This is a genomic window from Paenibacillus sp. FSL W8-0187 (assembly GCF_037969755.1).
Taxonomy (GTDB): domain Bacteria; phylum Bacillota; class Bacilli; order Paenibacillales; family Paenibacillaceae; genus Paenibacillus_AQ.
The window spans coordinates 2,421,708-2,442,457 of sequence record NZ_CP150206.1; the positions used below are offsets into that span (position 1 = coordinate 2,421,708).

The window sequence follows — 20,750 nt, forward strand, 5'->3', positions numbered from 1 at the left end:
GCTTCTAATGTGGGAAAAGATAAAAGAATTTGCTTCCGGATTTTTCGTGACGGGCGATCCGTTAATTTATGGCGCGGATGTCACCATCGTTCTAACGTTGATTGCCATTGTAAGCGGCTTGACGTACTTCAAAAAGTGGAAGTGGTTATGGCGGGATTGGCTGACCACTGTCGATCATAAAAAAATCGGCATTATGTACATTTTGTCCGCGTTCCTGATGCTGTTTCGGGGCGGAGTAGACGCGCTTCTCATGAGGGCGCAGCTGGCTATGCCGGAGCTTGATTTTTTGCCGCCGGATCATTATAACCAGATCTTCACCACGCATGGGGTCATCATGATTCTGTTCATGGCCATGCCGTTCATGTTCGGTTTGTTTAACATCATGGTGCCGCTGCAGCTCGGAGCTAGAGATGTAGCCTATCCGTTTCTGAATTCGCTCAGCTTCTGGCTGTTCTTCTCAGGGGCGATGCTGTTTAACCTGTCGTTTGTCATTGGTGGCTCGCCCGACGCCGGGTGGCTGGCGTATCCGCCCTATTCGGGCTCCATGTACAATCCGGGTGTAGGGCAGGACTTTTATATATGGGGAATCCAAATCTCGGGGCTCGGCAGCTTGATGACCGGGGTTAATTTCCTGGTGACGATTCTGAAAATGCGGGCGCCGGGCATGAAACTTATGAAAATGCCGATGTTTTCCTGGTCGGTCCTATCCAGCTGCATCGCCATTATATTCTCGTTTCCGATTTTGACGGCAACGCTGGCACTGCTTTTCCTGGATCGTTATGCCGGGGCGCATTTCTTCACGCTTGACGGTGGGGGGAACCCGATGATGTATATCAACCTGATCTGGATGTGGGGACATCCTGAGGTGTATATCATTGTCCTGCCGGCTTTCGGCATATTTTCAGAGATCGTCTCCACGTTCTCGAAGAAAAAGCTGTTTGGCTACAAGTCCATGGTGTGGGCGATGATGATCATCAGCGTCCTGTCCTTTCTGGTATGGGCCCACCATTTCTTTACGATGGGGTCGGGGGCGGACGTCAATGCTTTCTTTGCTTTAACAACCATGCTGATCGCAATCCCAACTGGCGTGAAAGTGTTCAACTGGCTGTTCACCATGTTCCGTGGAAAAATTACATTCGAAACGCCGATGTTATGGACGATTGGATTCATTCCATGTTTTATCATAGGGGGGTTGACGGGGGTTCTGTTATCCGTCGCTCCGGCGGATTTTCAGTTCCATAACAGTTACTTCCTGGTCGCGCATTTCCATCAGGTGATCATAGGGGGCGTCGTATTCGGTTACTTTGCCGGGCTGTACTATTGGTGGCCGAAAATGTTTGGCTTCAAGCTGAACGAACGCATCGGGAAGTGGGCATTCTGGTTCTGGAACATCGGTTTCTATTGCTGCTTCATGCCGCAATATGTGCTCGGTCTGATGGGAATGACCCGCCGGGTCGTTTCGTATAGCTGGGACAAAGATTGGTGGGAGCTGAATCTGGTGTCCACGATCGGTGCTGTGCTCATGGCGATTGCCTTTCTGTTTCAGGTTTGGCAGATCGTGGATGGGTTTAAGCACCAGGCAAAGAACCGGGATGTCACGGGGGATCCGTGGAATGGCCGTACGCTCGAGTGGTCCATTCCTTCGCCGGCACCGGTCTACAACTTTGCCGTATTGCCGAACGTCTCCCGTCAAGACGAATGGTGGGAGCAGAAACAAGCGTCAGAAGAACATTGGACCAAGAAACAGCGCCTGGAACCGATTCATATGCCTAGAAATTCCGGTGTTCCGATTGTTATGTCGGCTTTCTGGTTTATAGCAGGTTTTGGCTTCATATTCGATTGGACCGGATTTATCTATACCGGATTGGCAGGCGTGGTAGGCTGTTTACTATATCATTCCTTTAATTATGATACGGATTATTATATTCCGGTTGACGAAATCGAGCGAACTGAAGCTGCCATAAGGAAGGTGAATATCTAATGGCTGAGTCCCAAATATCAGAACCCATAACTCAAACACACTTGCAGGAAGCACATCAGGGTCATTCGGATATGGAGGAAGTACGAACGTTCGGCTTCTGGATTTATCTCATGACCGACGTTATTATATTCGGCACGTTGTTTGCCACCTACATTGTTCTTCAACGCAACACGGACGGAGGTCCGGGACCTGCAGACCTGTTTCAGATGGGCGGAATTATAGCCAGTACGTTCATATTGCTTGCGAGCAGTTATACTTGCGGCCTTGCGCTGCTGTCGATGCACAAGCATAACGTTAAAGGCCTCATATCCTGGCTGGCGATTACAGCTGGGCTTGGTGCCATATTTATCGGGATGGAGATTGCTGAATTCAATCATCTGGTACATGAAGGCGCGACGATAGGAACCAGCGCATTTTTATCCGCCTTCTTCACGTTGGTGGGAACGCATGGATTGCACGTATTGTTCGGACTGGTCTGGATGATCGCCCTGATCCTTCAGATCGCCAAGCGGGGAATTACCCCCGTGACCAAACGGAAGGTCAATGTGATCAGCTTGTTCTGGCATTTTCTCGATGTGGTATGGATCTTTGTATTTACAGTCGTGTACTTAATGGGGGTGAGTTAATATGGTGCCGTCCAATACGCATCAAGCCCCGGAAGGGCACGGTTCTTTCAAATCGTATACCATCGGATTCATCTGCTCGATCATTCTGACACTTATTCCTATCATAATTGTCATGAATGACTGGTTGGAAGGAACCTGGAACACCGTTGTGTTGATGATTGCGGCCGTGCTGCAGCTCATGGTTCAGCTCTTATTCTTCATGCACTTACGTGAAGAGAATAAGCCGAGGTACAACCTGATCTCGCTGGTTCTGGGCCTGGTCATTTTGCTGGTCATCGTAGCAGGGTCCATGTGGATCATGCTGTACAACATGGTGGCTGTATGAGGAAGCGCACCGTACTGGGAGATTGGATACAGCTCGTCAAACCGCGCATTATCCAGCTTAATCTAGTTGCAGCATTCGGAGGCTACTGGCTGGCTTCTAAATGGGTCATAGACTGGGGCTTGTTATGCTGGATGCTGCTTGGTACAACGCTAACGATGGCATCTTCCTGTATCTTCAATAATATTTGGGATCATAAATTGGACCGCAAAATGGTTCGAACGAACGGCAGGCCTCTTGCCACGGGGCGGATTCAGTTAACCCATGCCTTATGGTGTGCTCTGGTCCTTGGTATCTTAGGAGAATGGATCCTGTTCTTAAACGTGAACCGGATTGCAGGTTGGCTCGGTTTGCAGGGGATGTTCTTTTATATTGTCATATACACGATGTGGCTTAAACGGAAGTCAACCTGGAGTACCGCTGTCGGCGGCGTGTCGGGAGCGGTTCCGCCGGTTATCGGATACTGTGCCAGCACGGGAACGATAGATACCGGAGCTGTTTTGTTATTCTGCTTGCTGTTTTTGTGGCAGCCCGCGCATTTTTGGTCGCTGGCCATCCGGCGGGTGGAGGAGTACAGAGCGGCTGGTTTTCCCTTACTTCCTGTACGAAAAGGGGTCAGGCGTACCAAGCTGCAGATGATTCCTTATGTAACGCTGCTGCTCCCAACCGTCATTTTGCTGTACGTTACCGGTTTTTCCGGTCCCGTATTCCTGATAGTGTCTGTGATCGGTGGCGTTATATGGCTATGGCATACGCTGCGCGGAATGATCGTTTCACTGGATGTACGCTGGGCCAGGACCAATTTTCTGATTTCCGTGAATTATTTGATGATTGTGTTCATTGTTATGATTCTGGACACGCCTGCGATTTAAGAAAAAGCATTGCAAAAACGAGGTGAGGCTTATGAGGAGATTAGGGTTATTTGTCCTTTTGGCGTGTGTACTTCTGTTAGTGTCGTGTTCTCCGGCTCCTGTGCCCGATCCAGAGGTTGAAGCATTGATTCAGGTTGATCTGATTTTACCGACCGGCCCGGTGGAGACCTTGCAATCGGTTCCCTTTGAAGCGCGAGTGACGCAAGGTAAAGAACCGGTAGCAGATGCGCAAGAGGTGAGTTTTGAATTCCGGCTGGTCGGTCAAGACGAACATGATTTGATTGACGCTAACCATGCTGAAAACGGCAGTTACCGGATCGATAAGACATTTGAAGCGGAAGGGACCTATGAAGTGACTGCGCATGTTACGGCAAGAGGCATGCATGTGATGCCGAAGAAAGAGATCGTTGTAGGAAATCCGGGGAAAAAGTGAACTTAAGGTTGCCATGATCCGGTAGGAAGGGTGGCAGATGGAATTGATCCGAGAATATATATGGATTGTTGTTATGCTGGCTATGCTGACGTTGTCTGCATGCAGCGAACGGACCGAGGATGATTCGGTGCTTCGTGCCAGCATCACCACAACGGAGGATGAAGAGGCGGTTGCGCTGTACAAGAGCCAGTGCCTGTCATGCCATGCCGTCGACTTAAGCGGAAGGGTTGGCCCAAGTCTGAAGGATGTCGGGACGAGGCTATCTGAGGATCAAATCGCGGACATTGTAATGGAGGGTTATCAAGGCATGCCATCATATAAAAAGATTCTGGAGGAGAGCGAGATCAAGTCCATTGCGATGTGGCTTTCGAACATGAAGGAGGAACAGGAGGGAGATACATGAAAAAGATTGTGTTTATAGGCGTAATCATGGTGTTCACGTTGGTGGCAGCCGCATGCGGCAACTCTAAACCAAGTCAGCTGAGCATTCCGATCCAGCCTTTTGAATATATCAACCAAGATGAAGAGCCGATTTCTTTAGCCGATCTGGAAGGCAAGGTATGGATCGCAGACTTTGTGTTCACGCGGTGCATTACGGTATGTCCGACCATGACCGCTAATATGGCCGAGCTGCAGCAGCGGCTGGATAACGCGGGGCTTGAAGCCACGCTGGTATCTTTTTCGGTGGATCCCGAGCGGGATGACCCTGCAGCACTGAAGAGCTATCTGAGTAAATTCGATGCGAATTTCACGAACTGGCATGCGTTAACAGGCTATTCGTTTGAAGAAATTAAAACGTTTGTGCTGCAATCCTTCAAAGCGCCTATCGCCATGGATACTGCAGCGGATCAGGTCATCCATGGGACGTCCTTCTACTTGGTTGATCCATCAGGTACGGTCGTTGCGAAGTATGATGGTAACACAGATCCTCCATATGACAAGATCCTGAAGGACGTCAAATCGCTGCTGAAGTAGCGGCGAATATCGTGAGGTGGAGTGAGATGAACCTTATCGCTCGTTCAACATGGGTCCGAGGGCTGATTCTGGCAATTCTTCTGGCAGCCGCTGCATATGCACTCTTTCAATCCATGATGAAGGATGGCCAGATTGCAGAGATTGGGCATGCCGCGCCTGGCTTTGAAGCGGTGAATCTTCAGGGTGAGCCGGTCCGGCTCTCCGATTATAAAGGGCAGGCCGTGCTACTGAACTTCTGGGCGTCCTGGTGCGGTCCCTGCGTGAACGAAATGCCGATTCTGAACGAAGCGTATGCACAGGAGCCAGGTGTTGAAATAATTGCCGTTAATATAGGCGAAAGCCGCGAGAAAGCAGAGGCGTTCGTTCGGAAGCATCAACTGGATATACCGATCGTGTTGGACCAACAAAATAAAATCAAAGGGAAATACGGCATAAGCGGCCTGCCGGTAACCGTGCTGATCGATGACCAAGGCAATATCGTGGATCGCGTAACTGGTGAGCTGCCAAGCCTTGAATTTATCAGAGAAATGATGGACAGGATTCGATAGGATGGGATTTGTCGGGTTATGAAAAAAAGGTTAGCTTCCGGTAAGCTAACCTTTTTCGTGATTCCGGAGAAGGGGGCTGTCCCTGTTCCTGTTGTATTGCCCTATTGGATCGTGGCGTGCAGAGCTTCAGCGAACCTGGATATTCCAGATGGGATATCCTCAGCCCTGGCACGAGCATAAGTGAATCTCACATAACCTGAAGCTGAACCGTATACGCTGCCCGGTGCAAAAATCACACCTTTTTGAATGGAGCTTTCCAGCAGCTTGCTGTCATTCACGTCCGGGACGATTTTGCACCAGAGATGCAGGCCGCCCTCGGGCACATGGAAATGCACCAGGCCTTGCAGTTCCTTCTGAAGGGCCTCGATCAGTAAATCCCGCTTGTATAGCAGGCTTGCTCTCAGCCTGTCCAGGTGCGGAGCAAAATGGGAAGAATTGAGGAACTGTCCCGCCAAGCTTTGGGGCACTACGCTTAACCCGAAATCCATCTGCTGCCTGGCGTCCGCAAGCCGCTCCACCACCGAATTAGGGGCGACCATCCAGCCTACCCGGAGACCGGATGCGGCTATTTTCGAGAAAGACCCGATGTACACCACCGACCCGACAGAATCCACGGATTTCAAAGGGGCAGGCGGAGAACATTGATAGGCCGTTAAACTGAAGGGGTCATCCTCCACGATCGGAAGCCCGAGCTCACTTGCCGTATCCAGCAGTTGGGCCCTTCTCTCATGATCCATAACGGTGCCTGTCGGGTTCTGAAAATTCGGATTAATGAAAATCATCTTGATCCGGTGTTTCTTGTACAGGGAGCGGATGTCTTCCGGTTGTACCCCTCGTTCATCGACCGGGAGCCTGAACAATCGCAGACCTGCGGATTGAAACATCGGCAGTGAATAACAATAGGATGGATCTTCGATGGCAACCGCGTCACCAGGTGACAGCAAGCACTGTGTAATGAGATACAGCGATTGCTGGGATCCCGACGTGATCAGGATGGACGATTCGGTGGTATGAATCCCGCGATATTTTTTGAGATACGTAACCAATGCTTGTCTGAGTGGACCATATCCTTGTGGATTGTCATAACCGAAATAGGACATATTGGGTTTCTGACTCATCAACGTATTCATTTCTTGGATCGGCGCCAAATCCCCGGCGAGCTCCCCGCTGGCAAAATCAATCAAAGAAGGATCATGCGCCAACGCCTCCCGAATCCGGCGGAGAAAAGGGGGATTAGGCAGGAAATTTCCTCCCTCAGCGTAACGGCGCCAGTTCGGCGTATGTTTTGGCGTGGCGCCCCACTTGGAACTGCTGACCCGCGTACCGCTCCCGGAACGGCTCTCTATGATTCCAAGCGCCCGAAGCTCCGAGTAAGCCAGGACCACGGTGCTTCGATTAACTCCGATTTGCTCCGCCAGTTTTCGCTCGGAGGGGAGTAAGCTGCCTGGTGGAAATTCTCCATACGATATTCTCTGCTCCAGATCATCAGCAATTTGCTGATATAGAGGTTGTGTGCTGTTGCGATCCGGCTTCCACACCTTCCTCATCCTTTCATAAACATATTCAGTCTGTTTCTGTCTGTAATGTTAATCATATCATTATGTATAAATGAAGGGTTTTCATAATTTCATCATTACGATGACAAATATCCTGCAATCCGTTGAACATGGATGGTGTATCTGATTGTAAATTGGATGGGTCAACGTAATCCCTCTTACTGGGATGTGGCAGTAATTCGCTTGCGCTTTCGGTTTCTTGACAAAATTTAAAAAGAGGAATAAAGTATGGTTTGAATAATCGTAATTGTTACGATTAAACAAACACAAGAATAGGAGGTGCTGACTATGCGAGTGACGGTAACATTGGCATGCATGGAAACCGGCGACCGTAACTATACAACGACCAAAAATAAAAGGAATCACCCGGAGCGAATGGAATTGCGCAAATATTGTCCACGGTTGAAGCGGGTAACGCTTCATCGGGAAACCCGATAGTGAATACGGACCGTAAGCCGGATCTATCATCCGGCTTATTTGACTTCAGGTGAAATGGGATTACACTAAAAGTAGCAGAAGTGCAGCCATGTAAATGAGGGGGATGGATGGGATGAACCAGGAACGACATGATTCCAGCGGTGAGCTGCTCCTAAGCACACATACCCCGGAACAGTGGAGACGAAGAAGGCAGGAGCTAAATGAGTGGATCAACAGACCTAAGGTGCGCAAACAGCCCAAACGGACGCGTGTATTCGGCAATACCCCTGTCGATGAGCAGTTATACCTGATATTGATCCGGCTGCAGCAGGCGGGATTGGAGACCGAGTTTTCCTGCGCGGGTGTAAGCCCGCTTGATGAACCCGTTGATCATTCCCTGTACGCCTACCTAACTTTTTTCTCGAGCGGTCCTGCGGAGCAGTTCGCTAACATTTTGAAGGGTAACATGAAGCATCGAGCGCTGATTACCTATGAGCCTGCCCGTCACCGCTATGACGTTTCATCGTTCTTTATCGGACATAACCGTTCCTTTTGTATACTTCTCCAGCACAGTGCGGATCAGTTACTGAGAGATTTAGTCCAGTAGAAAATGGGGCTTTTACATAAAATAACATTGCTTTGCCGGCTCAGAGTCCCTTGAGCAGCTTAGCTTCGAACAACCCTATTAGGGGAAATAAGGAGTTGTGATCGAATGACGAAACGGAGAATTGCTTGGAATTCAGGTCAATGGACAACCGAACCGGTATCGGTGGCAGAGGAAGGGTTGCATCTGAAGGTTGAGTCCAGAGAAGGCAGTGATTATTGGGAGAAAACCCTGTATGAGTTTCAACGTGACAGCGGTCATTCACTGCTTGCGGCGTGGGATAAGGATACGGCCATAGAGGTCACCTTTGAATTGGATGCCTTTACGGAGCTATATGATCAGGCCGGGCTTATGCTAATGAACGCTCCGGGACAGTGGATCAAAGCTGGGATTGAAATCAATGACGGAATCCCCCAGCTGGCCACGGTGGTCACCCATGAATATTCGGATTGGTCACTCGCACCCGTGCCGGAGTGGGTTGGCGAGCGTGTCACGATCCGTGCCTCCAGGCTGAATGATGCGGTCATCATTAGGGCGAGAACCGGGAAGCATCCTTGGCGCACCGTTCGCGTGGCGCCCTTTCCCGCCCGAACAGCAAGTCAGGCCGGGCCTTTTGTCTGTTCGCCTACCCGCTCCGGTCTCATCGTGACCTTCACACGTTGGGTGAGCACGCTGCCGGACAGCGACATTCATGTTGATCCGCAGGTGGAAGAGTAGAGGTAGGGCCAGGACTCCTGAGTTTAACCAACAGCTATAGAGGTAAAGAGACTTCACCCATCATTTCGTGATCGGTGAGGTCTCTTTTTATATGCAGACCGTTCTGTATCAATTGCCACAGCGGCCATGCGGATTGTGGTGGTATATTGAGGCTGGATACACACTAATCTGCCATATATTGATAACGTCCAGCAAAGGGGATAAAACTATATGCCGAGCAAAGAAAGTTTTGCTATAAAGGAACTGCTGACCGCAGAGGGATTCAATCATAAATGGGAAAATGCCGGAACGATTCGGCAATATATCGAAACGCTGCCTCCATATCCTGCACTTCCAGAGGAACAGGAGGGATTTGAAACCCGCTGTTTTGAAAGTGGATCCGGCTTGAGTATGAATTATTATATATCGCATGGTGCATTGGAACAGGGGACTGTCGTTTATTTACACGGTGGAGCTTATATCGAAGAGATTCTACCGCCCCATTTCGCTTTTGCCAAACAGTGGACGAAGCGAACCGGATTCACCGTAATTATACCCAATTACCCTACCGTCCCGGCTATTGATGCAAAGAAGCTGACAGGGCTAATGCGCGAATTTTACAAGTACATCTGCGCCGAGGCGGGGAGTGCGGTATTTCTAATGGGCGATTCGGCCGGTAGTGCGCTGGCTCTCGATATGGCCCAATCAGTAAAAGAAACGCCGCTTGCACCAAAAGGGTTAATCCTGCTCTCGCCATGGGTGGATGCAGCTACGGACAATCCCCAGATTGCTGCGCTCGGTATACCGGAGCATGACGTCTTTCTGCAGCCGGCCGGGCTCGGTGAGGTTGGAAGGATGTATGCAGGAAGTCTTTCTATGGACGACCCGGCGGTCAGTCCGTTGTTTGGCGAGATGGGAAGCCTTTCCCGCACGGTCATTCTCGTCGGAACCGATGATTCTCTGCTGCCGGACGCTCGTCTGCTGCGCGATAAACTGGTCCGAGAAGGTGTTGATTCCGAGTACTGGGAATACGAGAACATGATGCATGTGTGGCCTCTGTTTCCGATGCCTGAAGCCGTAGAGGCACTGGAGCGGCTGCATCAATGGGTGGCGTACGGTGGTGGAAAGCCATAATGGAGGGTGACAGACCAGCCAATTGGATGGTTACAACTGTCGCGCAATTGGATGGTGTGCATTAGCCGATTGTTCATTATAATGAGGCGGAAATGACAAATGAATGATGATTACTGTTGATCCTGATGCCTCAGGTTCTATAATAGAGTGTATATAATGAATAATCGAATGGGGTTGTTTGTGGTTGGTTATGTATATTATCGTCATCGCGCTGGCATTAATTGGTGGAGTTTCCACGCTTCTTGTCGGATTATCTCAGGAGAATAAGAAGGCAAACCCGAACTATGAGCGGAAAACAAAAACCAATCTCACGAAGCTGCTCATCATTTATTTTGTTTCGTTAATTGCGTTTATTGTGATATGGATGATTTTGAGATAACTATAAAGGCTGTTTCCTGAACGATCGGGGAGCGGCCTTTTGTTATTCATGATTATCATTGGAACCCAGGTCCATTTGATGTATTCTGGAGACATCAGCTCCACGGAGATCGTCATCATCGCTTACGTCCTGATGCTGGTTGTGTTCGCTGCAGGATTTGTATATCAATGGCTGAGAAGAAAACCACAGCGTCTCTAATCGAAGGGGAGGTCTTAGGATTACATGGCATTGCGAATTGGAATCATAGGCACAGGCTGGTTTAGCAAAGTACATGCAGATATATTATCCAACATGGACGGAGTACAAGTTGCTGCTTTTGTCGGGACAAGTCAGGAGAAGGCGGCACGAGCGGCGCAGGGCTATGCCTCGGCGAAGGCGTATAGCAACACTGAGCAGATGCTGGATGAAACCAAGCCCGATGCGGTTTATATCTGCGTTCCGCCGTTTGCGCATGGAGAGATCGAATCCCAGCTCGTGCAGAGGGGCATTCCTTTTCTGGTTGAGAAGCCGCTAGGGACAAACCTGGCTACGCCAAGACAGATTCTGCATGGGGTGAAGAAGGCCGGATTAATGACGTCCGCCGGGTATCATTTTCGTTATACGGATGCAGCCATGAAGGCTGCCGAGATGCTGGAAAGCCGGAAGATCGGGATGGCTCTTGGCTACTGGATGGGAGACATGCCGCAGGTGTATTGGTGGAGACAACATGAAGGCTCCGGGGGGCAATTTATCGAGCAAACCACTCATATGGTTGACCTGCTTCGCTGCCTGCTTGGTGAAGTGGATGAAGTGTATGCGGCGTTCGCCCATAGAGCTATGAAGGACATTCATGAGGGGGTAACGGTACACGACGTGGGTACCGCGACGCTGAAATTAAGGAGCGGGGCCGTGGCAACGATCTCCAATACCTGCATGCTGCCGGAATCGGATAAGGTAGGCTTGGCTATCTATACGGAGCAGGGAGTCATTGACATTCAACCTGATAAACTCATCGTCAAGGAAAAAGGAAGAATGACGGAAATCCGCAATGCAGCTAATCCTTATCTTCGAGAGAATGAAGCCTTTATCCATGCGCTGCGCACAGGCGATGCTTCCGGAATCTTATCGACCTATGAGGATGCCGTCAAAACCATGGAAGTTACCTATGCGGCTTTGCGGTCGGCTGAAACGGGAGTACCGGTAAAGGTAGGGGAATGATCGACTAACCGTTCAGATTCATAATGATTGCCTTAGGGATGTCCCACGAGATCTGCAGGTCTTATGGGGCATCCCTTTTTTCGTTCAAAAAACGCTCCGTGCACGACTCGCTCCTTTCGATGGGGCAGTCCGGGCGACAATCCATCAACAAGGGAATTCTCGGAGGAATATAGGTGTTTCCCTAATAGGAACCAAGGAAGAGGCCACTCATAATTAAATTATACGAAGGACGGCATATTGATTCCCCAATCATTGTCATTCAAGCAGAAGGAGTTGAACTGTCCTATGAAACGAAAGTCGGGGCTGAAGTTCTTCAAGAGGATGGAAAGCTATTCTGACAATTGGTCCGTTCTGGAGGAGAAAAGCAGGGAATGGGAAGATATGTACCGCAAGCGCTGGTCGCATGACAAAGTGGTACGGACGACGCATGGCGTGAACTGCACAGGCTCCTGCAGCTGGAAGGTTTTCGTGAAGAACGGGATCATCACTTGGGAAAACCAACAGATTGATTATCCTTCCTGCGGGCCGGATATGCCGGAATTCGAACCACGCGGATGCCCGCGTGGAGCTTCATTTTCCTGGTATGAATACAGTCCGCTGCGAGTGAAATACCCTTATATGCGCGGCAGGCTATGGCATATGTGGAAAGAGGCCTTAAGCCAACACAGCGATCCGATCGCCGCTTGGGCCAGCATCGTCGAAGATCCGGAGAAGTCCAAGTCCTATAAACAAGCGCGGGGTAAAGGCGGTCATGTCCGTGTGTCCTGGCAGGAGGCCACGAAGCTGATCTCCGCGCAGCTCATTTATACGATCCGCCAATACGGGCCAGACCGGATTGCCGGGTTTACGCCCATTCCGGCCATGTCGATGATCAGCTATGCTTCAGGAGCCAGATTTATTTCCCTGCTTGGGGGAGAAATGCTCAGCTTCTATGACTGGTATGCGGACTTGCCGCCGGCATCTCCACAAATCTGGGGAGAGCAGACGGATGTGCCGGAATCCAGCGATTGGTACAATGCCGGTTACCTTATTATGTGGGGCTCGAACGTGCCGTTAACGCGGACGCCGGACGCCCACTTCATGACGGAGGTGCGGTACAAAGGCACGAAGGTTGTGTCGGTCGCGCCGGACTATGCCGAGAACGTCAAGTTCGCGGACAACTGGCTGGCTCCGAATCCCGGAACCGATGCCGCAATTGCACAGGCCATGACGCATGTTATTTTAAAAGAATTCTATCATGAGCGTCAGGAACCGATGTTCCTGAATTATGCGAAACAATATACGGATATGCCTTTCCTCATTCTATTGGATGAGTTTGAGGGGGGATACAAGGCGGGACGCTTCCTGCGGGCAAGCGATTTGGGCGATACCACGCAGCATGCCGAGTGGAAGCCGGTGATTATCGACGAGAATACCAATGAAATCACGGTTCCGAACGGCACGATGGGGCAGCGCTGGGAGCAGGACAAGAAATGGAACCTGATCCTGGAGCGCGAGGACGGCTCGGTCATTGCGCCGGCGCTATCCGTGGAGCCTCAGGGTGGAGAGCGACAGACGATTTCCTTCCCGTTCTTCGATAACAACGCCAACGGCACTTTCGAACGCCATATTCCGGCGAAGACCATTCAGCTGGCGGACGGGACGCAGCGTCTGGTGGTAACGGTATACGATCTGATGCTGAGCCAGTATGGTATTGGACAGGCAGACAGCGGGCTGGATGCAGACGGGTACAAGGATGCGGACTCCTTCTATACCCCGGCCTGGCAGGAGAAAATCACCGGTGTGAAGCCATCCATCGTGGTTCAGATTGCCCGGGAGTTTGCGCAGAATTCGCTGGAAACCGGCGGTCGCTCGATGATCATCATGGGCGCCGGGATTAACCACTGGTTTAACAGTGACACGATCTACCGTTCCATTTTGAATCTGGTCATTCTAACGGCGTCCCAAGGCGTAAACGGCGGTGGCTGGGCGCATTACGTCGGCCAGGAGAAATGCCGCCCGATCGAGGGCTGGTCCACGGTTGCCTTTGCTAAAGACTGGCAGGGAGCGCCGCGTCAGCAAAACGCCACTTCGTTCTTTTATTTTGCGACTGACCAATGGAAGTACGAAGAAATGGGAGCCGATTCTCTGAAATCGCCAACGGGCGGGGAGATCCGTTACCAGCATCCGGCGGATTACAATGTGCTTGCCGCGAGACTTGGATGGCTTCCATCTTACCCGCAGTTCAACAAAAACAGCCTGAAGTTTGCGGAGGAAGCAGCGCAGCAGGGGAAAACCACCCATGAGGAAATTGTGAAGCATACGCTTGAACAAGTTGTTTCCGGGGATACGAAGTTTGCGGCCGAAGATCCCGATGCGCCTGAAAACTTCCCAAGATCGCTGTTCGTTTGGCGCTCGAACCTGATCTCGAGCTCCGCCAAGGGTCAGGAATATTTCATGAAGCATTTACTGGGCGCTTCGGACAGCCTGCTCTCGACGCCGAATGAAGAGAATAAGCCGGAGGAAATGGTCTGGCGCGAAGAAGTCGAAGGCAAGCTGGATCTGCTTGTTGCCTTGGACTTCCGGATGACATCAACTCCGATGTACGCAGATGTAGTCCTTCCTGCAGCAACCTGGTATGAGAAAACGGACTTGTCTTCAACCGATATGCATCCTTTTGTGCATCCGTTTAATCCGGCAGTGGATCCCCTCTGGGAATCCCGGTCGGACTGGGATATATACCGAACGATTGCCGAAGTCTTCTCAGATATGGCGAAGACCCATCTTCCGGGAATATATAAGGACCTGGTCACCACACCGCTCTCTCATGACTCCATAAGCGAGATCGCCCAGCCATACGGTGAAGTGAAGGATTGGCGCAAGGGGGAGATTGAGGCCATACCTGGCAAAACGATGCCGAATCTGACGGTGGTCGAGCGGGACTATACGAAAATTCATGACAAATATATAACGCTCGGTCCGAACCTGGCTACAGGTAAAGTCGGAGCGCATGGCGTCAGCTTCTCGGTAGCCGAGGAGTATGAAGAGCTGAAGCGTTTGAACGGAACTTATTACGATGACACGATCAAGAATGGCCTGCCCAAACTTCATACGGCGCGAAATGCGGCGGATGCCATTTTGAATCTGTCTTCCGCCACGAATGGCAAGGTATCGCAGCGAGCCTGGGAATCGGCGGAACAGGACACCGGCGTGCAGCTAAAAGACATTTCCGCGGACCGCGCCGCAGAGCGCATCACGTTCCAGAGCATTACGGCCCAGCCGCGGGAAGTCATTCCGACGCCGGTATTCAGCGGATCGAACAAAATGGGCAGAAGATACTCCCCGTTCACAACGAATATTGAACGGCTTGTGCCGTTCCGTACGCTGACCGGCAGACAGCATTTTTATATCGATCACGAAATTTTCCTGCAGTTTGGAGAGGCGCTGCCGGTGTATAAACCGACGCTTCCGCCAATGGTATTCGGACCGCGCGACAAGCAGATTACCGGGGGGAAGGATACACTCGTGCTCCGATATCTGACGCCGCATGGCAAATGGAACATTCACAGCACCTATCAAGATAATCTGCACATGCTGACGCTGTTCCGCGGAGGCCCGACGGTATGGATTAACAACGATGACGCAGCGGCTCACGACATTCAGGACAACGATTGGTTGGAAGTATACAACCGCAACGGGGTCGTCACCGCTCGCGCCGTCGTCAGTCACCGGATGCCGAAAGGCACGATGTACATGTATCACGCGCAGGATAAACACATCAACGTGCCGGGCTCGGAAATTACGAAGGATCGCGGCGGCAGCCACAATGCGCCGACGAGAATACATGTGAAGCCGACCCAGATGGTTGGGGGTTATGCGCAGCTCAGCTATGGATTTAACTACTACGGACCGATCGGCAACCAGCGGGATGTGTACGTGGCTGTCCGCAAAATGAAAGAGGTGGATTGGCTTGAAGATTAAGGCACAAGTCGCCATGGTTATGAATCTGGATAAATGCATTGGCTGCCATACGTGCAGCGTCACCTGCAAGAGCACCTGGACGAATCGTCCGGGTGCGGAATATATGTGGTTCAACAACGTGGAAACGAAGCCGGGCGTAGGCTATCCGATCCGCTGGGAAGACCAGGAGAAGTACAAGGGAGGCTGGACGTTGAAAAAGGGCAAGCTGCAGCTGAAATCCGGCAGCAAGCTGTCCAAAATCGCGCTCGGCAAAATCTTTTACAATCCGGATATGCCGGAAATGAAAGATTACTATGAGCCGTGGACCTATAACTATGAGCATCTAACCAATGCCGGGGAGAAGAAGCATCAGCCGGTGGCCCGTCCGAAATCGGCGGTAACCGGCGAGACGATGAATCTGGAATGGGGTCCGAACTGGGAAGATGATCTGGCGGGAGCCCATGTGACCGGCCCGAAGGATCCGAATATCGAAAAGATCGAGGAAGAAATCAAGTTCAACTTTGAGCAGACTTTCATGATGTATCTGCCCCGCCTGTGCGAGCATTGCCTGAACCCGAGCTGCGTAGCGTCCTGTCCTTCCGGTGCCATGTACAAGCGGGATGAAGACGGCATCGTCCTGGTGGACCAGGAAGCCTGCCGCGGCTGGCGGTACTGCATGACGGGCTGTCCGTACAAAAAGGTGTATTTCAACTGGAAAACGAATAAAGCCGAGAAATGCACCTTCTGTTTTCCGAGAATTGAAGCCGGGCTGCCTACGGTATGCTCCGAAACCTGTACAGGACGTATCCGGTACTTGGGCGTGCTGCTGTACGATGCCGACAAGGTACAGGAGGCAGCCTCCATGCCGGATGAGAAGGATCTCTATCAGGCCCAGTGCGATCTGTTCCTGGACCCGCATGATCCGGCAGTGATCGAGCAGGCGCGCAAGGACGGATTAACCGAAGAATGGATCGAAGCTGCCCAAAACTCGCCCGTATATAAACTGGCCATTGAATACAAGCTGGCCTTTCCGCTCCATCCGGAGTATCGGACGCTGCCAATGGTTTGGTACGTGCCGCCGCTCAGTCCGATCATGAACTATTTTGAAGGCAGGGATTCGATCGAGAATCCGGACATGATTTTCCCGGCGATCGAGGAGATGCGTACACCGATTCAGTATCTCGCGAATCTGCTCACGGCAGGGGACACGGTGACGGTAAAGGAAGCCCTGCAAAAAATGGCGATGATGCGTTCTTATATGCGCGCGCAATCGTCAGGGACTGAGTTTGATGAGACACGGCTAGAACGGGTTGGGTTGACCGCCCATCAAATGACGCAGATGTATCGGCTGCTCGCCATCGCTAAATACGATGACCGGTTTGTGGTCCCGACTTCGCATAAAGAAAGCCATATGGATGTTTACCGTTCACAGGGCTCCGAAGGCTTCAGCGCAAGCTGCGGCGGCTGCGGTCCGGAAGGTCTGCAGGGCAAAACGGGCAAAGAGCTGTACGAAGAAAACTTCTATGGGGGGATCTGGCGTGATTAATCTCGGAAAGCTGCATGATTATAAACATGTTTTCGGTTTTTTCGCTCAGCAGCTCACGTATCCGGAGAAGCTGGATTTCCATCCGTCGGTCATGGAGGAGTCGCTTGGCTCCTCGGACCCGGCCTACGAATCCGTCAGAACGTACTGGACGGCCATGCATGAATACAGCATGGAAGAGATTGAAGAGCTGTACGTCCAGACCTTCGACTTTCAGGCGAAATCTACATTGTACATGACCTTTTATAAATTTGAAGATGGCCGGGAACGTGGCCAGATGCTCGCCAAACTTAAAGAGACGTATGAGATGTTTGGCCTGGGCATCGCGGGCTCGGAATTATCGGATTATCTTCCGCTGATGTGCGAGTTTATATATGCGGCGAATTGGCAGGGTCGCGAGAAGGAAGTGGCAGCGAGCCTGGATTTGATGCTGGCTGTTATGGAAGACGGCACCTATCATCTGCTGAAAGCTTTGGAGAAGTATAAGAGTCCGTATCTTCATCTCATTCAAGGTCTGCGTGAGACGTTCAAAGCATGTTTCAATCAGGAGGCGGCAGATCATGAGCATGATTAATCAGTTTCTGTGGGTCATCTTTCCCTATATCTGCCTTGCTGTGTTTATTGTCGGTCATATTTACCGTTACCGTACAGACCAATTCAACTGGACGGCAAAATCCAGCGAGTTTATCGAGAAGAAACATCTCAAGCTGGGCAGTCTCATGTTTCATTTAGGCATCATACCGGTTATCGGGGGGCACGTCGCAGGCTTGGCCATCCCTCAATCCTGGATGGAGTCACTGGGCATCAGTGATCATATGTACCACATCGGGGCGGTGTATATCGGAAGCGCATTTGGCTTTCTAACCCTGGCAGGTATGGTACTGTTAACTGCCAGGCGGTTCACCATTCGAAATGTGCGAAAACTGAGCAGTGCTTCCGATATGATGGTTAATGTCCTCCTGCTGTTTATCGTATTTATGGGGATGTACAGCACGCTGGTTACGAACGCGGTACAGCCGGAATTCAATTATCGGGAGTCGGTATCCGTGTGGTTCCGTGGATTGTTTATGCTCCGTCCGGATGCTTCATTGATGGTGAATGTGCCGCTGGCGTTTAAAATTCACATTTTGGCCGGATTTGGTATTTTTGGCTTATGGCCGTTTACTCGATTGGTGCATGTGTGGAGTGTTCCGTTGAATTATGTGGGTAGAAGATATATTCTGTATAGAAAGCACCGTAAATTTGAATCGTAGAGCGGAAGAAGGCTTTTTGGCCTTCTTTTCTACGTCAGAGGAGTAATGGAAATGAAGAATCAGCCGATCTTTAACTACCAAAGTGAAATGGATAAGCTTCGTGCCCGGTTTCAATTCGATTTCGTGTCCATGGCATTGGTGCAGCCGGCTGAAGACCGATTTGTATTGACCTGGCAGTATGCCTCGGGAAATATAAACGAGAGGTATAAGCGCATCGTTTTACATTCCGGCAAAGGCATCGCCGGCATGGTGTTTAAGACAGGAAAACCGATGCTGATTCAAAACGTGAATGCTGATATTGAATCAAGGGACTTGTATAATTACCCGATTATCGTTGCCGAGCAGTTGAAAAGCCTTGGTGCAGTACCGCTGTGGGAAGGCTCTCGCGTCAGGGGTGTTTTGCTTGTGGGATACCGCAAGGAAAACGTGCTGGATCCAATGTCCTTTGAGTCGTTTCAGGAAGGAATAGGAACGGAATTTGGTGCTTTTTATGCCAAGGAGGTATCACAGCCTTGATTCAAATGACGGATGAGCATTTAAGCGAATTGCTTAGAAACATGTATCATAATAGCATGGAAGCCATTTTTTTTATTGACGAAAAGGGCAGCGTGGTGGCTATGAATCCGGCTGCAGAGAACATCCTTGACATTGAAGTGATCGAGAGGATGCATTCTGGTGCGGATGGTTCCTTCTGCCAAACCTGCAAAGGGTACACCGATGAACAGGATCTCATAACCTGCTCCACATGCTATCTGGATTATCCGGATGGCGAGTTTTCGTCGTTCCAAGTCTATCTTAAGACACGCGGCGAAGGAATCGTTCCCTATGCGGCCAGTTACCATATCATCGATGAAGCTCGCGGCATCCGGGTGATGATGCTTCTCGACCTGACGAAGCAGCAGAAGACACAGGAAATGCTGCAGCGGACGAATATGCTGAAATATGTCATCAAGGCACAGGAGGACGAGCGCAAGCGGATATCCCGCGAACTGCATGATAGCGTGGCTCAAGAGCTCTTAAGCTCGCTGGTCGACCTGCGCGTCGTTAAATATATGAATGTGGGCGAGGATGTGCTCAAGAAACTGCACCAGACCGAGGTGTCTTTAACCAGGCTTCTGGATGATATCCGGCATTTATCCGTTGAACTCAGACCGGCTTCATTAGATGATTTGGGGCTTGAGGCTGCATTCCGCTCCCATTTTAAATGGATTGGAAAGAACTACGGAGTGCTTGTTGAATTCTCTGCGGAGTTAGCGGCAGCCCGCTACGGCAGCGAGATTGAAACAGTTGTGTACCGGGTATGCCAGGAAGCGGTGCTGAATGCCATGAAATATTCAGGAACGGATGAGGTACATGTACGCTTATGTGAAGTGAATGGCTACCTTCAGTTAACCGTCCTGGACCGTGGAGTCGGGTTTAATATGGTCATTGATGAAGCTAAGGGAACCGGACTGGGACTGTACGGGATGCGCGAACGCGCAGAGCTCGTCGGTGGTCAGTTTATTTTGCTTTCCGCTCCCGGTGAGGGTACGACGATTCAGCTTAACATTCCGCTTACGAATGGTGACGACAAGCTGGAGGTGATGGGTACATGAAAATTGTGATTGCGGATGATCATGCCGTGGTCCGCAGCGGGTTTTCCATGATTCTGAATTACCAGGAAGATATGGAGGTCGTCGCGACGGCGGCAGACGGCATGGAGGCTTACACCATGGTGGCGAAGCACCGGCCGCATGTGCTATTGATGGATTTAAGCATGCCTCCCGGCGAAAGCGGACTGATTGCAACCGGCAAGATCAGCAGTGAATTTCCAGACACGAAAATTCTGATTCTAACCATGTATGATGATGACGATTACCTGTTTCATGTTTTAAAAAACGGTGCTTCAGGTTACGTACTGAAAAATGCGCCGGATGATGAATTAATCTCCGCCGTCCGCATGGTGCATAAGGGAGGGACCTATATCCATCCCCAGATGGCTACTTCCCTGGTTCGGGAGTTTATTAAGAAAGATAGCGAGAGCGCGGAACAAGATCCGTTTAACAGTCTGTCCAAACGGGAGATTGAGATCCTGCCCTTGATCGCCAAGGGTTATGGCAATAAGGAGATTGCGGAAAAACTTTTTGTATCGGTCAAGACGGTGGAAGCGCACAAAGCCAAAATTATGGACAAGCTGAATTTGAAAAGCCGCCCGGAGTTAGTGGAATATGCATTGAAGAAAAAATTGCTAGATTTTTAGTCCTTACGTATATAAAAGGGCGCAATAAAGGGTTGT

23 protein-coding genes are annotated in these 20,750 nt (G+C 50.7%); 22 read left to right on the plus strand and 1 reads right to left on the minus strand.

Annotated features, from left to right (window positions below; genetic code table 11):
- Positions 1–7 precede the first annotated feature (7 nt).
- The 8 genes from MKY48_RS10710 (at position 8) to MKY48_RS10745 (ending at position 5,757) form a co-directional block, all read left to right on the plus strand.
- Complete coding sequence (locus MKY48_RS10710) at positions 8–1,981, plus strand: cbb3-type cytochrome c oxidase subunit I (protein ID WP_339292894.1); 1,974 nt, start codon at positions 8–10, stop codon at positions 1,979–1,981.
- A 71-nt stretch (positions 1,982–2,052) separates the two neighbouring features.
- Positions 2,053–2,607 (plus strand): cytochrome o ubiquinol oxidase subunit III, encoded by a 555-nt coding sequence (gene cyoC / locus MKY48_RS10715; protein WP_256720416.1) that lies wholly within the window; start codon positions 2,053–2,055, stop codon positions 2,605–2,607.
- 1 nt (position 2,608) lies between these two features.
- Positions 2,609–2,932: a cytochrome o ubiquinol oxidase subunit IV gene (gene cyoD / locus MKY48_RS10720; protein ID WP_076320754.1), complete on the plus strand. Its 324-nt coding sequence runs from the start codon at positions 2,609–2,611 to the stop codon at positions 2,930–2,932.
- Positions 2,929–3,801: a heme o synthase gene (gene cyoE / locus MKY48_RS10725; RefSeq protein WP_339292895.1), complete on the plus strand. Its 873-nt coding sequence runs from the start codon at positions 2,929–2,931 to the stop codon at positions 3,799–3,801. Before cyoD ends, cyoE begins: the two co-directional genes overlap by 4 nt.
- 31 nt (positions 3,802–3,832) lie before the next feature.
- Positions 3,833–4,234 (plus strand): FixH family protein, encoded by a 402-nt coding sequence (locus tag MKY48_RS10730; RefSeq protein ID WP_339292896.1) that lies wholly within the window; start codon positions 3,833–3,835, stop codon positions 4,232–4,234.
- 37 nt (positions 4,235–4,271) lie between these two features.
- The gene (locus MKY48_RS10735; protein WP_076320757.1) at positions 4,272–4,637 is read left to right on the plus strand and encodes a cytochrome c; all 366 of its coding nucleotides are present in this window, start codon (positions 4,272–4,274) and stop codon (positions 4,635–4,637) included.
- Positions 4,634–5,209, plus strand: coding sequence for an SCO family protein (locus tag MKY48_RS10740; protein WP_339272025.1), 576 nt, complete (start codon positions 4,634–4,636; stop codon positions 5,207–5,209). Before MKY48_RS10735 ends, MKY48_RS10740 begins: the two co-directional genes overlap by 4 nt.
- Before the next feature lie 26 nt (positions 5,210–5,235).
- Positions 5,236–5,757: a redoxin domain-containing protein gene (locus MKY48_RS10745; RefSeq protein ID WP_339272026.1), complete on the plus strand. Its 522-nt coding sequence runs from the start codon at positions 5,236–5,238 to the stop codon at positions 5,755–5,757.
- Positions 5,758–5,858: 101 nt separating this feature from the next.
- Here the strand turns inward: MKY48_RS10745 and MKY48_RS10750 are convergent, their stop codons facing one another.
- Positions 5,859–7,295, minus strand: a complete 1,437-nt coding sequence (locus tag MKY48_RS10750; protein WP_083659541.1) for a PLP-dependent aminotransferase family protein — start codon at positions 7,293–7,295, stop codon at positions 5,859–5,861.
- Between the two features lie 306 nt (positions 7,296–7,601).
- On the opposite strand from MKY48_RS10750, the gene rpmG reads away from it, so the two are divergent.
- The 14 genes from rpmG to MKY48_RS10820 all read left to right on the plus strand — a co-directional run bounded on the left by rpmG (position 7,602) and on the right by MKY48_RS10820 (position 20,714).
- The gene (gene rpmG, locus MKY48_RS10755) at positions 7,602–7,751 is read left to right on the plus strand and encodes a 50S ribosomal protein L33 (protein WP_076320761.1); all 150 of its coding nucleotides are present in this window, start codon (positions 7,602–7,604) and stop codon (positions 7,749–7,751) included.
- 112 nt (positions 7,752–7,863) lie between these two features.
- Complete coding sequence (locus MKY48_RS10760; protein WP_215163992.1) at positions 7,864–8,337, plus strand: hypothetical protein; 474 nt, start codon at positions 7,864–7,866, stop codon at positions 8,335–8,337.
- A 105-nt stretch (positions 8,338–8,442) separates the two neighbouring features.
- Positions 8,443–9,051, plus strand: coding sequence for a DUF1349 domain-containing protein (locus tag MKY48_RS10765; RefSeq protein WP_339272027.1), 609 nt, complete (start codon positions 8,443–8,445; stop codon positions 9,049–9,051).
- A 210-nt stretch (positions 9,052–9,261) separates the two neighbouring features.
- Positions 9,262–10,164, plus strand: coding sequence for an alpha/beta hydrolase (locus MKY48_RS10770; RefSeq protein ID WP_339272028.1), 903 nt, complete (start codon positions 9,262–9,264; stop codon positions 10,162–10,164).
- Between the two features lie 190 nt (positions 10,165–10,354).
- Positions 10,355–10,543: a hypothetical protein gene (locus tag MKY48_RS10775; protein WP_076321309.1), complete on the plus strand. Its 189-nt coding sequence runs from the start codon at positions 10,355–10,357 to the stop codon at positions 10,541–10,543.
- A gap of 39 nt (positions 10,544–10,582) precedes the next feature.
- A complete protein-coding gene (locus tag MKY48_RS10780) occupies positions 10,583–10,741 on the plus strand; it encodes a hypothetical protein (protein WP_339272029.1) in 159 nt (52 codons plus the stop codon).
- A 24-nt stretch (positions 10,742–10,765) separates the two neighbouring features.
- Positions 10,766–11,740: a Gfo/Idh/MocA family oxidoreductase gene (locus MKY48_RS10785; protein ID WP_339272030.1), complete on the plus strand. Its 975-nt coding sequence runs from the start codon at positions 10,766–10,768 to the stop codon at positions 11,738–11,740.
- 285 nt (positions 11,741–12,025) lie between these two features.
- The gene (locus tag MKY48_RS10790; protein ID WP_339272031.1) at positions 12,026–15,700 is read left to right on the plus strand and encodes a nitrate reductase subunit alpha; all 3,675 of its coding nucleotides are present in this window, start codon (positions 12,026–12,028) and stop codon (positions 15,698–15,700) included.
- The gene (narH, locus tag MKY48_RS10795; protein WP_339272032.1) at positions 15,690–17,225 is read left to right on the plus strand and encodes a nitrate reductase subunit beta; all 1,536 of its coding nucleotides are present in this window, start codon (positions 15,690–15,692) and stop codon (positions 17,223–17,225) included. The genes MKY48_RS10790 and narH overlap by 11 nt, the downstream gene beginning before the upstream one ends.
- Positions 17,218–17,796 carry a nitrate reductase molybdenum cofactor assembly chaperone gene (narJ, locus tag MKY48_RS10800; RefSeq protein WP_076320771.1) on the plus strand — a complete coding sequence of 193 codons (579 nt, stop codon included), beginning with the start codon at positions 17,218–17,220 and terminating at the stop codon, positions 17,794–17,796. The genes narH and narJ overlap by 8 nt, the downstream gene beginning before the upstream one ends.
- Positions 17,783–18,475, plus strand: coding sequence for a respiratory nitrate reductase subunit gamma (narI, locus tag MKY48_RS10805; RefSeq protein WP_076320772.1), 693 nt, complete (start codon positions 17,783–17,785; stop codon positions 18,473–18,475). Before narJ ends, narI begins: the two co-directional genes overlap by 14 nt.
- Before the next feature lie 51 nt (positions 18,476–18,526).
- Entirely contained in the window at positions 18,527–18,991 is a 465-nt protein-coding gene (locus tag MKY48_RS10810; protein WP_339272033.1) for a GAF domain-containing protein, read from the plus strand.
- Entirely contained in the window at positions 18,988–20,070 is a 1,083-nt protein-coding gene (locus MKY48_RS10815) for an ATP-binding protein (protein ID WP_339272034.1), read from the plus strand. Before MKY48_RS10810 ends, MKY48_RS10815 begins: the two co-directional genes overlap by 4 nt.
- A complete protein-coding gene (locus MKY48_RS10820; RefSeq protein WP_339272035.1) occupies positions 20,067–20,714 on the plus strand; it encodes a response regulator transcription factor in 648 nt (215 codons plus the stop codon). Before MKY48_RS10815 ends, MKY48_RS10820 begins: the two co-directional genes overlap by 4 nt.
- Positions 20,715–20,750: the final 36 nt, after the last annotated feature.

Bases quoted from the DNA above. Each gene is read 5' to 3' on its own strand.
- MKY48_RS10710 (WP_339292894.1), top strand. From the start codon at position 8: ATGTGGGAAAAGATAAAAGAATTTGCTTCCGGATTTTTCGTGACGGGC.
- cyoC (WP_256720416.1), top strand. From the start codon at position 2,053: ATGGAGGAAGTACGAACGTTCGGCTTCTGGATTTATCTCATGACCGAC.
- cyoD (WP_076320754.1), top strand. From the start codon at position 2,609: ATGGTGCCGTCCAATACGCATCAAGCCCCGGAAGGGCACGGTTCTTTC.
- cyoE (WP_339292895.1), top strand. From the start codon at position 2,929: ATGAGGAAGCGCACCGTACTGGGAGATTGGATACAGCTCGTCAAACCG.
- MKY48_RS10730 (WP_339292896.1), top strand. From the start codon at position 3,833: ATGAGGAGATTAGGGTTATTTGTCCTTTTGGCGTGTGTACTTCTGTTA.
- MKY48_RS10735 (WP_076320757.1), top strand. From the start codon at position 4,272: ATGGAATTGATCCGAGAATATATATGGATTGTTGTTATGCTGGCTATG.
- MKY48_RS10740 (WP_339272025.1), top strand. From the start codon at position 4,634: ATGAAAAAGATTGTGTTTATAGGCGTAATCATGGTGTTCACGTTGGTG.
- MKY48_RS10745 (WP_339272026.1), top strand. From the start codon at position 5,236: ATGAACCTTATCGCTCGTTCAACATGGGTCCGAGGGCTGATTCTGGCA.
- rpmG (WP_076320761.1), top strand. From the start codon at position 7,602: ATGCGAGTGACGGTAACATTGGCATGCATGGAAACCGGCGACCGTAAC.
- MKY48_RS10760 (WP_215163992.1), top strand. From the start codon at position 7,864: ATGAACCAGGAACGACATGATTCCAGCGGTGAGCTGCTCCTAAGCACA.
- MKY48_RS10765 (WP_339272027.1), top strand. From the start codon at position 8,443: ATGACGAAACGGAGAATTGCTTGGAATTCAGGTCAATGGACAACCGAA.
- MKY48_RS10770 (WP_339272028.1), top strand. From the start codon at position 9,262: ATGCCGAGCAAAGAAAGTTTTGCTATAAAGGAACTGCTGACCGCAGAG.
- MKY48_RS10775 (WP_076321309.1), top strand. From the start codon at position 10,355: ATGTATATTATCGTCATCGCGCTGGCATTAATTGGTGGAGTTTCCACG.
- MKY48_RS10785 (WP_339272030.1), top strand. From the start codon at position 10,766: ATGGCATTGCGAATTGGAATCATAGGCACAGGCTGGTTTAGCAAAGTA.
- MKY48_RS10790 (WP_339272031.1), top strand. From the start codon at position 12,026: ATGAAACGAAAGTCGGGGCTGAAGTTCTTCAAGAGGATGGAAAGCTAT.
- narI (WP_076320772.1), top strand. From the start codon at position 17,783: ATGAGCATGATTAATCAGTTTCTGTGGGTCATCTTTCCCTATATCTGC.
- MKY48_RS10810 (WP_339272033.1), top strand. From the start codon at position 18,527: ATGAAGAATCAGCCGATCTTTAACTACCAAAGTGAAATGGATAAGCTT.
- MKY48_RS10820 (WP_339272035.1), top strand. From the start codon at position 20,067: ATGAAAATTGTGATTGCGGATGATCATGCCGTGGTCCGCAGCGGGTTT.